This is a genomic window from Pseudomonas sp. NPDC079086, from assembly GCF_044542155.1.
Taxonomy (GTDB): Bacteria; Pseudomonadota; Gammaproteobacteria; order Pseudomonadales; family Pseudomonadaceae; genus Aquipseudomonas.
In genome coordinates, this window is record NZ_JBITTY010000004.1 from 295406 (window position 1) to 305865 (window position 10460).

6 protein-coding genes are annotated in these 10460 nt (G+C 59.0%); 3 read left to right on the forward strand and 3 right to left on the reverse strand.

Translation table 11 applies throughout. The features are described from left to right. Positions 1 to 54 precede the first annotated feature (54 nt). Genes ACIGEK_RS19440 through ACIGEK_RS19450 form a run of 3 tightly spaced genes read left to right on the forward strand, consistent with a single transcriptional unit; the run spans position 55 to position 4980 of the window. Positions 55 to 1125, forward strand: a complete 1071-nt coding sequence (locus ACIGEK_RS19440) for an HlyD family secretion protein (protein WP_397494886.1) — start codon at positions 55 to 57, stop codon at positions 1123 to 1125. Continuing rightward, positions 1122 to 3854 (forward strand): ribosome-associated ATPase/putative transporter RbbA, encoded by a 2733-nt coding sequence (gene rbbA / locus ACIGEK_RS19445; RefSeq protein ID WP_397494887.1) that lies wholly within the window; start codon positions 1122 to 1124, stop codon positions 3852 to 3854. Before ACIGEK_RS19440 ends, rbbA begins: the two co-directional genes overlap by 4 nt. A 1-nt stretch (position 3855) precedes the next feature. Then, a complete protein-coding gene (locus tag ACIGEK_RS19450; protein ID WP_397494888.1) occupies positions 3856 to 4980 on the forward strand; it encodes an ABC transporter permease in 1125 nt (374 codons plus the stop codon). A 28-nt stretch (positions 4981 to 5008) separates the two neighbouring features. On the opposite strand, the gene ACIGEK_RS19455 is transcribed toward ACIGEK_RS19450, so the two are convergent. From ACIGEK_RS19455 to ACIGEK_RS19465, 3 genes are all read right to left on the reverse strand, one after another. Continuing rightward, positions 5009 to 7303 carry an ATP-dependent DNA helicase gene (locus ACIGEK_RS19455; protein ID WP_397494889.1) on the reverse strand — a complete coding sequence of 765 codons (2295 nt, stop codon included), beginning with the start codon at positions 7301 to 7303 and terminating at the stop codon, positions 5009 to 5011. Beyond that, positions 7300 to 8964 carry a VRR-NUC domain-containing protein gene (locus ACIGEK_RS19460; protein ID WP_397494890.1) on the reverse strand — a complete coding sequence of 555 codons (1665 nt, stop codon included), beginning with the start codon at positions 8962 to 8964 and terminating at the stop codon, positions 7300 to 7302. The genes ACIGEK_RS19455 and ACIGEK_RS19460 overlap by 4 nt, the downstream gene beginning before the upstream one ends. Before the next feature lie 285 nt (positions 8965 to 9249). Beyond that, on the reverse strand, positions 9250 to 9942 hold the full coding sequence (locus ACIGEK_RS19465; RefSeq protein WP_397494891.1) for a hypothetical protein: 693 nt from the start codon (positions 9940 to 9942) through the stop codon (positions 9250 to 9252). Positions 9943 to 10460 lie beyond the last annotated feature (518 nt).

Sequence of the window (10460 nt, forward strand, 5' to 3'; positions counted from 1 at the left end):
CGTGACGCCGAGTAACGCTGTAGCCAATTCCTCTGTTAGAGACTCAAGGTCATTATGTCAGTCAGCCGAAAATGGATCTTTCCTGCCGTCAGTGTCGCCGTCGTGGCAACTATCGCGGGCCTGCTCTGGTACACCTTACGCCCCGAGGGCCTGGGAGAAGGTTTCGCCAGCGGTAACGGACGCATTGAGGCCACTGATGTCGATGCGGCCAGCAAGCTGTCTGGGCGCATCGCCAGTATCGAGGTTGAGGAGGGCGAATTCGTCGAGGCCGGGCAGATCATCGCGCGTATGGACACCCAGGTACTCCAGGCGCAAGTGCTGCAAGCGCAGGCGCAAATGCGCCAGGCACAGAACAGCCAACTGACGGCCAGAGCCCTGGTTCTGCAGCGTGAAAGCGAGAAAGTCACCGCCGAGGCTATCGTGCGTCAGCGCCAGTCGGAAGTTTCAGCGGCGCAAAAGCGCCACGCCCGCAGCGCTATCCTGGTCAAACGCAATGCGATGGCGCAGCAGCAACTGGATGACGACCTCGCCAGGCTGCAAAGCACCCAAGCCGCCCTGGCAGCGGCACAGTCCCAGGTGATCTCGGCTGACGCGGCGATTGCCGCTGCACAGTCGCAGGTCATCGAGGCGCAGTCCGCCGTGGAGGCCACCCAAGCCAGCGTCGAGCGGTTACAGATCGATATCGAAGACAGTCAACTCAAAGCGCCGCGGGCAGGGCGTGTGCAATACCGCATCGCCGAGCCGGGCGAGGTCATCGGTGCGGGCGGCAAGGTACTCAACCTGGTCGATCTGAGTGATGTCTACATGACCTTTTTCCTGCCCGAGCAGCAGGCTGGCCGAGTCGCCCTAGGGGCGGAGGTGCGCCTGGTGATCGATGCCATATCGCAGTATGTGATTCCGGCTGAAGTCAGCTATGTAGCCAGCGTCGCCCAGTTCACCCCGAAAACCGTGGAAACCGCCAGCGAGCGGGAGAAGCTGATGTTCCGAGTCAAGGCGCGGCTTGATCCAGAACTGCTGCAACGCCACCTCACGCAAGTAAAAACCGGCGTTCCCGGCGTCGCTTATCTGCGCCTCGACCCACAGGTCGAATGGCCTGAAAACCTGGCGATCAAGGTTCCGCAGTGAGCGCGCCGGCAGCGCCAGTCGCGCAGCTGCACGACGTTAGCCTGCACTACGGCAAGACCTGCGCCCTCAATGCCGTCAGTCTGGAAATTCCCGCACAAAGCATGGTTGGCTTGATCGGCCCGGACGGAGTGGGCAAATCCAGCCTGCTGGCCTTGATTGCCGGCGCACGCAAGATCCAGAGCGGGCAGATCGAGGTGCTCGGCGGCGACATGGCCAGCCGCGATCACCGCCGGCAAGTCTGCCCGCATATCGCCTATATGCCTCAGGGGCTGGGCAAGAACCTCTACCCGACGCTCTCGGTGATCGAGAACCTGGACTTCTTCGCCCGCCTGTTCGGCCAGGCCGAGGACGAGCGCAAAAGTCGCATAACAGAGCTGCTGCGCAGCACCGGCCTGAGCGAATTTGGTGAACGCCCGGCGGGCAAGCTGTCTGGCGGCATGAAGCAAAAGCTCGGGCTGTGTTGCGCGCTGATCCACGACCCTGACCTGCTGATCCTCGACGAGCCCACTACGGGCGTCGACCCGCTGTCGCGCAACCAGTTCTGGGAGTTGATCGAGCGTATTCGCCAGCAGCGCCCGCAGATGAGTGTGCTGGTAGCCACCGCTTACATGGAGGAGGCCGAGCGTTTCGACCATTTGCTGGCCATTGATGACGGCGCCGTACTGGCTACCGGCAGCCCGGCTGAGCTGCTGCAGCGGACTACATGCGAGAGTCTGGAAGAGGCGTTTATTGCCCTGATGCCGGAAGCCAAGCGCGAGGGCCATAAGCAATTGGTGATCCCGCCACGCGCGGCAGGCGAGCAGGAAATTGCCATCGAGGCGCGCGACCTGAGCATGCGTTTCGGCGATTTTGTCGCGGTCGATCACGTTGATTTCCGCATCGGGCGCGGGGAAATTTTCGGCTTCCTCGGCTCTAACGGCTGCGGCAAAACCACCACTATGAAGATGCTCACCGGCTTGTTGCAGGCCAGTTCGGGTGAGGCCCTGTTGTTCGGCCAAACCGTAGACGCCAATGACATGGCGACACGCAAACGGGTTGGCTATATGTCGCAGTCCTTCTCGCTGTACGGCGAGCTGAGCGTGCGGCAGAACCTGGTGCTGCACGCCCAACTGTTTCACGTCGCGACCGAGCAAATTGACGCGCGGGTGGCCGAAATGGCCGAGCGCTTCAGCCTTGGCAGCGTTATGGAACAGCTACCCGAACGTCTGCCTCTGGGTATTCGTCAGCGTCTTTCACTGGCTGTAGCGGTCATCCATAAGCCGGAAATTTTGATCCTCGATGAGCCGACGTCAGGTGTCGATCCGATTGCCCGTGATGTGTTCTGGCAGCTGATGCTCGACCTGTCACGCGATGACGGCGTGACGATTTTTATCTCCACCCACTTTATGAATGAAGCCCTGCGCTGCGACCGTATCTCCTTGATGCACGCCGGCAAGGTGCTCGACAGCGACACGCCAAAAGCCTTAATGGCCAAACGTGGCCTGCCAACCCTGGAAGCGACTTTTATCGCTTATCTGCAGGACGCCGTCGGCGAGCAAGCGCAGCAGCCCGCCCCTGAAGCCGCCGCTGCTCCAGACCCCCAGGCCAATACGCAGAAACGCAAGCGGTTCAGCCTGTTGCGGCTGCTCAGCTACACACGCCGAGAAACCCTGGAACTGCGCCGCGACCCGATTCGAGGGAGCATGGCGTTGCTTGGCAGTCTGCTGCTGCTGTTTATCATCGGTTATGGCATCAGCCTGGACGTTGAGAACCTCACCTATGCGGTACTCGACCGGGACCAGACCACCACCAGCCAGGCCTACGCGCTCAACCTGGCTGGCTCGCGGTATTTCATCGAGCAAGCGCCGCTGCACGACTACGACGAGTTGGACCGGCGCATGCGCAGAGGTGAGATCAGCCTGGCGGTAGAAATCCCGCCCAACTTCGGCCGTGATCTCAAACGTGGCGCTGTGCCGCAGATCGGCATGTGGCTCGACGGCGCCATGCCGATGCGCGCCGAAACCATCAAAGGCTATGTCATGGGCCTGCATGCCGGCTACTTGCAGGAGCTGGCTCGCCAGAGCAGTTCCTCGACCCGTAGCACCCTGCCAACCCTGGAGGTACGCTACCGCTACAACCCGGATGTAGAAAGCTTGAATGCCATGGTGCCGGCGGTGATTCCGCTGCTGCTGATGCTGATTCCGGCCATGCTCACCGCCCTTGGTGTGGTGCGCGAAAAGGAGTTGGGCTCGATCATCAATTTGTATGTCACGCCGGTCACCCGTCTGGAGTTTCTCTTAGGTAAACAGCTGCCCTATATCGCCTTGGGTATGCTCAATTTCGTGTTGCTGGTGATCGCTGCGGTGTGGGTGTTCGATGTGCCGCTCAAAGGCAGCCTACTGGCCTTGCTAACCGGTGGCCTGCTGTACATCAGCTGCGCCACGGCCATGGGCCTGCTGATGTCGACCTTTACCCGCAGCCAGATTGCTGCGGTATTTGGCACCGCCATCGTCACCCTGATTCCGGCCATCCAGTTTTCCGGGTTGATCTACCCGGTGGCGTCACTCGAAGGTTTTGGCGCGTTGGTTGGCCAGATTTACCCCACCTCGCACTTTCTCATCATCAGCCGCGGGGTGTTCTCTAAAGCGCTCGGTTTCACTGAGCTGTACAGCTATTTCATTGCCTTGCTGATTACCATCCCCGTCCTGCTGGCACTGTGCACCAGCCTATTGAAGAAGCAGGAGGCCTGAGATGGAGCAGCTGGCGAATATCTTTCATCTTGGCCTCAAGGAACTGCGCAGCCTGCAACGTGACCCTGCGCTGCTCTTGCTGATTGTCTGGGCCTTTACCCTGGGGATTATCACGGCGGCCACGAGCATGCCGGAGAGTTTGCACAATGCCTCGATTGCAGTGGTCGACGAAGACCGCTCACCGCTCTCGGCACGTTTGATAGATGCCTTCCAACCACCGTTTTTCCGTACGCCGCAACGTATCGAACTGAGCGAAATGGATCACGGCATGGACTCCGGGCTGTACACCTTCACCCTGAATATCCCACCAGATTTCCAACGTGACGTACTCGCCGGGCACAGCCCTGCGATCCAGCTTAACGTCGATGCCACGCAGGTGAGCATGGCCTTCACCGGTGCGGGCTATATCCAAATGATCGGTGCCGAGGAAGTCAGCGCGTTCTTGCGCCATTACCGCGCCGAGCTGCCGCAGCAGGCCGAATTGGCCGTGCGCATTGCGTTTAACCCGAACCTGACGCGCAGCTGGTTCGGCTCGGTGATGGAGGTGATCAACCAGATCACCATGCTGTCGATCATCCTCACTGGTGCCGCGCTGATCCGCGAACGCGAGCACGGCACCATCGAGCACCTGCTGGTGATGCCCGTGACTCCGCCTGAGATCATGCTGGCCAAGGTCTGGTCCATGGGCTTGGTGGTATTGCTGGCCACCGCGCTATCACTGCTGCTGGTGGTTAAAGGCTGGCTACAGGTGCCGATTGCTGGCTCGCTGCCGCTGTTTCTCTGCGGCGCGTTGCTGCACCTGTTTGCCACCACATCCATGGGTATTTTCTTTGGCACCATCGCGCGCTCGATGCCGCAACTGGGCCTGCTGATCATTTTGGTATTGATCCCGCTGCAGATCCTCTCGGGCGGCACCACGCCGCGCGAGAGCATGCCCGAGCTGGTGCAGCAAATCATGCTGGTGGCGCCGACCACCCACTTCGTCGATCTGGCCCAGGCGATTCTCTATCGCGGCGCGGGCTTTGCCAGCGTCTGGCCACAGTTCCTGGCTATCATCGCCATTGGCGCACTGTTCTTCGCCGGCGCGCTGCTGCGCTTTCGCAAGACGCTGGCACAGATGTCCTGACGGTGGCGGTTTCGAACGCCGCTTGCCGCTAGAGGACTGGGTCCTTGCTTAACGGCAAGCGGCAGCGATCCACTTTCCACCAGCTGGGCAGCAGCTTGCGGATCGCTGGCTGGTTGAAACGGTCATCGATCAGGTAGACCACGCCCTGGTCTTTGACGGTGCGAATAACCCGGCCGGCGGCCTGCACGACCTTCTGCAAACCCGGGTAGAGGTAGGTGTAGCCGTAGCCGTTATTACTGCCGAACATCACCTCCATGCGCTGTTTGATCTCTTCATTGACCGGGTTGATCTGCGGCAGGCCGAGGGTGGCGATAAAGGCGCCGATCAAGCGGTCGCCGGGCAGGTCGATGCCCTCGCCAAAGGCTCCACCTAATACGGCAAAGCCGATGCCGCGGCCCTTGCTGGAAAATCGATCGAGGAAGGCCTGACGCTCGTTCTCATCCATTTGCCGTGATTGCTGCCAGACCGGAATTCCTGGATGCGCTATTTGCAGTTCTTGCAGCACCGCCTGCAGATAGGTGTAACTGCTGAAGAAGGCCAGGTAGTTGCCCGGTTTTTCCGCGTACTGGCGGGCAATCAGGGCGGCGATGGGCGCCAGCGAGAAGTCGCGATGGGCGTAGCGGGTGGACAGGTTGCTGACGGCCTGGACATGCAGCTGCTCGGCGCTAAAGGGCGATTCCACATCGATCCAGGGTGTTTCTTCCGGCAGACCAAGCAGGTCGGCGTAGTAGTTCGCCGGGCTCAGGGTGGCGGAGAACAGTGTGCAGCTGTGTGCCTCGTCGAAGCGCGGGGCGAGAAACGGTGCGGGCACAATATTGCGGATGCACAGGGTGGACACCGACTGTCCACTGCTCTCGTCGCGACTGATATCGAATAGCGAGTGCGCGCCAAAGGCTTCGGCCAGGCGGCAGAACAGCATGGCGTCCAGATAGAAGTGCAGCAGCTCGGTGGCATTACCTGCGGGTTGTTCGCTGAGGTGGTCGGTGAGGGTGCTGACCGCTTTTTGCAGTGCCATGACGAACAGGTCCGGCGCGGTGGGGTACACCTGATACGCCACTTCCTGGTCGCGCTCCAGCTGCCGCCAGTGCCGGCTGATGCGTTCCAGTGGCGCCTTCATCACATTTGGCGCAATGCGCCGTAGCGCTTCAAAACGTTGTTGATTGAGTTCGGCGGTGTACATGCCGCGTGCGCGCTCAATCAGGTTGTGGGCTTCGTCCACGAGTAGGGTGATGCGCCATTCATTGAGCAGCGTGAGGCCATACAGCAGGCCGCCCATGTCGAAGTAATAGTTGTAATCGCAGACCACAACATCGGCCCAGCGACATAGCTCCTGGCTCAGGTAGTAAGGGCAGATTTGATGCGCCAGGGCGGTAGCGCGCACGCTCTCGTGGCTCAGCCATTGGCCTTCGAGTGCGGCTTGGCGGGCGGCCGGCAAGCGGTCGTAAAAACCTTTGGCTAGCGGGCAGGAGTCGCCATGGCAGGCTTTGTCGGGGTGTTCGCAGGCCTTGTCGCGCGCCACATGCTCCAGCACCCGTAACGGCATGGCCTCTTCCTGGCTGCGAAGGGTAGCCAGGGCGTCCAGCGCCAGACGTCGGCCTGGAGTTTTTGCAGTAAGAAAAAACAACCGATCCAGCTGCTGCTCGGGGAAGGCCTTGAGCTGCGGGAACAGGGTGCCGAGGGTTTTACCAATGCCGGTGGTCGCCTGAGCCATCAAGCAGTGGCCATCACGGGCGGCGCGGTAGACATGATTGGCCAACTGGCGTTGGCCGCTGCGAAACTCTGCATGCGGAAAGCGCAAGCGCACCAGCGCCTCATCGCGCTGGCGGCGGTGCTCGCGTTCGTACTCGGCCCAGCGGATATATAGGCTGCACTGCAGCTCGAAGAACTTACGCAGTTCATCCGCTGTGGCGGTCAGGTGGAAGGCGGTTTCATGCTGGGTTATGACGTTGAAGTAGACCACCGCCAAATTGATCTCCGCCATGTCGCGTTCGCTGCAGAGCAGCCAGCCGTAGACCTTGGCCTGTGCCCAGTGCAGCAGGCGGTGATTTTCCGGGATACGACTAATATCGCCGCGGTGGGTCTTGATCTCCTCCAGCAGGTTTTCATCTGGGTCGTAACCGTCCGCTCTGCCGCGTACCTGCAGGCCCAGGTATGCGCCACTTAATGGCAGTTCCGCGTAGTAGCTGGGACCGCGCCGGGCCACCACGATGGCGTGGCCAGTCATGCCTTCCTGGGCGGTGGGCGAGGGGGTAAAGCGCAAGTCGAGATCGCCGACCTTGGCGGTAAATTCGCACAACGCGCGCACCGCAACCTGATAGTTCACGCGTCTTCCCATTGCACGTAACAGACATCCACTGGCATGCCATGCTCGGCGCAGAAGGCCAGCCAGCGCCGCTGGTTGTCCTGCAGTCGGTCGCCCGGGCCTTTCACCTCAATCATTCGGTAGCGCCGCTCGGCCGGCCAGAACTGGATCAGGTCCGGCATGCCGGCGCGATTGGCTTTGATATCCAGCAGCAGTCGCCTAAACCAGGCGCGCAGATGCGCGGCGGGCAGGCAGTCGAGTGCCTGTTCCAGCAAGGTCTGATCCAGCGCGGCCCACAATACGAACGGCGATTGGATGCCGAATTTGGCCGCGTAGTTGTCGCGGATCACCTGCTTGTAGCCATCCGAGTCGAGGTGGGCCATGCAGCTGGCAAACAACTCTTCGCGCTGGGTATGGAAGTCGGCACTGAACAGATCAACCGGCGCGGTATGAAAAGGGTGGAAAAAAGCCCCCGGCACTGGCGCGAAAATGGCCTGCCAGCAGAGCAGGCCGAACAGGCTGCAGATCAGGCTGTTCTCGACGTAATGCACCGGCGCGTCGGGCTGATGCAGATGGGCTTTGACGGCGAACTCGACACTCTGCGCCTCAGGCCTAGGCAGGCTCAGATCAATGCGTGCGGGAGGGATTGGCTTGGCTTTACCAGGCTGCGGTTGCCCAAGCTGACGCGCCAACCGCGTTAACGCACGTTCCACTGCCTGGGCTTCGGCATCATTTTCCGGCGCCTGGATGGCTTGCCGCGTCAGCTCATAGGCCTGTTCGGGGCGACCCAGGCGCTCCAATACGCGGATCTGCCGCAGACGAGCGCCGACATAACGGCAGTCGCTATAAAACGCCAACGCACCTTCCAGGTCAGCCTCGTGCTCCAGCTGCTGACCCATGCGGAACAACAGCTTGTTACGTCGCGCGACCAGGAAGGGGGTGTCGCAGACAACAGTACTGATCTGCTGCAGCACGTCGGCCAGTGGCTCGCCGGCTTCAAACTGCTCACGGCTGCGCTGCAGGTGCAGGTAGCAGTCCACATCTGCGCGGTGACGAAAGGCCCGTGAATCGGGCGTAAGCTCGACGCGCTCATAGCGAAAGATGCCCAACTCGGCGAGGACGAACTCAGACCAATCCTGCCGTAGGTTGCCGAAGAACATCAGGCGCAGACGCTCGCACAGCGCATCGATGGTCAGGGAGAAGATCTGTTCTTCACTGTCAGGACACCAGGTCGCAAAGGTGCGTGGCTCTGTATAGCCATCGGCAAGTTGCGTCAGCAGTTCGCCTTTGTTTTGCGACTTTCTGGATGTGGGGCCCGCCAGATGCTGGAGTAGCTCATCTTTGCGCAGCAGTTTGAACAGCTCCTCCAGGGACAGCTCTGCGTCATTCCGCACCCAGCCCGCCTCAAGCAACGGCGTTGCCACCAGGCGCGCGCAACCGATTTCCTCATAGCTCAGCTTACTCAGGCGAAAGTGGCTGCCCTTGCGCATGATCATCCGCACCAGCAGGGCCTGGACGGGCGTGTCCATGGCAAAGAACTGCCGCACGAAGGCATGCTCGGCCTCACTCAACAGATCGGCATAGCGCTCCTGCAGCCAGGTGAGGGCTTGGCGGAAATTTGCTAGGTAGTAGAAGCGCGGATCGAGTTGCGACTGCATGGGCGTGCCGGTTGCGGTTGGCATACAGATACTTGGGTCTAACAAATAACAGGCGCGAAGGTGAGGCGCTTAAAGCATCGAACTTACAGAATTTCGGACACATCTAAAGACGTCCGTGGACGTCTTTAGATGTGTATTTGGTGCCGGGGTAATCTGAACTGATGTGCTATCTTGTTGAAATATATAATAAAATATCGGTTTAAAATTCTGGTGGAATACCGTTTGGAATACCGTTTGGCTGGATTTGAACTCAGGATAGCGTAGCGCTCATCGAGGCTGATCTAGTGGCCTCTGCCGGTGGAGCGGCATTCAATCATCAGCGAGATATACGCCAGCGTCAGCCTCCATCCTCACCAGGTTCTCAATGATTTGAGCGCGTTTCAGGCCGTGCGCTTCAACTAGTGCATCGAGCTGGGCGATCACTGCTTTCGAGAGCAAGACGTTGACCTGCTTCTTGTCAGTGGAGCGGTCATTGAATTGCTTTTTGCTCCATAGCTGCCTGATGCTCTTGATGATAGCGATCCGCTCGTTTGGCCCTATGTCCTCCTGATCGAAGAACGTCAGTAACTCCTGATAGTTGCTGATAGGGATCTGTCTTGTAAATGGTGTCAAGTATTTCTTCTGTAGCCACTCCCAGGCGCAAAGGCATCGCTTCGTACCCTCTTTCTTATCGCTAAACCACTCAAGCTGGCTGTCCATGGCTATGTGCCTGCGCCAGTGGTCATGAAGCCTTTCCACTTTGCGTTGCTTTTCTTCAAGGTCGACTTGCCAAGTGTCTAGGGCGGCTACGAGTCGGTCCCGCCCTTGCAGGTGGACAAGCCCACGGGGAAGGATTCGGTCAGTGAGATTGTCAACTTTTGGGGTTAGCCATTGAAGCTGTCTTTGGCTGGAGGTGATCCAGGTCAGCAGTTCCTCTGGCAGTAAATAGCGATCTTTTTTGGCCCGAATGTCTGATGCGATATCCGGAGCCCCTTCTAGGGCCTGGGCGACTACATCTCGCATAGTAGCTCCGCCGCACGAGTTGCCGTCTAGGTCAAAGTTCTCGTGTACGTACAGACCAAGCCATATCCAAATTGCTTGGCGATGACTTATCGAGGGGCCTAGGAGTGGAGTGATTGGATCAGAGGGGTCGTTGACAGCCATTATCAATCAAATCTCTAAATAAGAAGTATTAGTGATAAGTGCGAGGTGATTCTATTTATATTCTTCGTGTTTTCTAGTTTTATTCTAAATTAGTTCTACACGTTTTGTATAACTATCCTGCGGAAGAGCTATTAATATTCTAGGAATATTCTACTGTCTTTTTTGTGAGGCTTATGCCTATTTTTAAAGGATTTTACGGGACTATGGTGGCTTTTGTGGCTAAGTGGTAGATGCCTGTGAGGTTTTGGCTAAGAAGGGATTGTGGCCTTCTTAGCTGCAGGGCTGAATCGCCCCGGATTTCCTAGACACTTTCCAGGCTCAGTAAATGTCGCTTCTCGAACTCTACCGGTGACAGTTGGTTGTTGAAACCGTGTCGG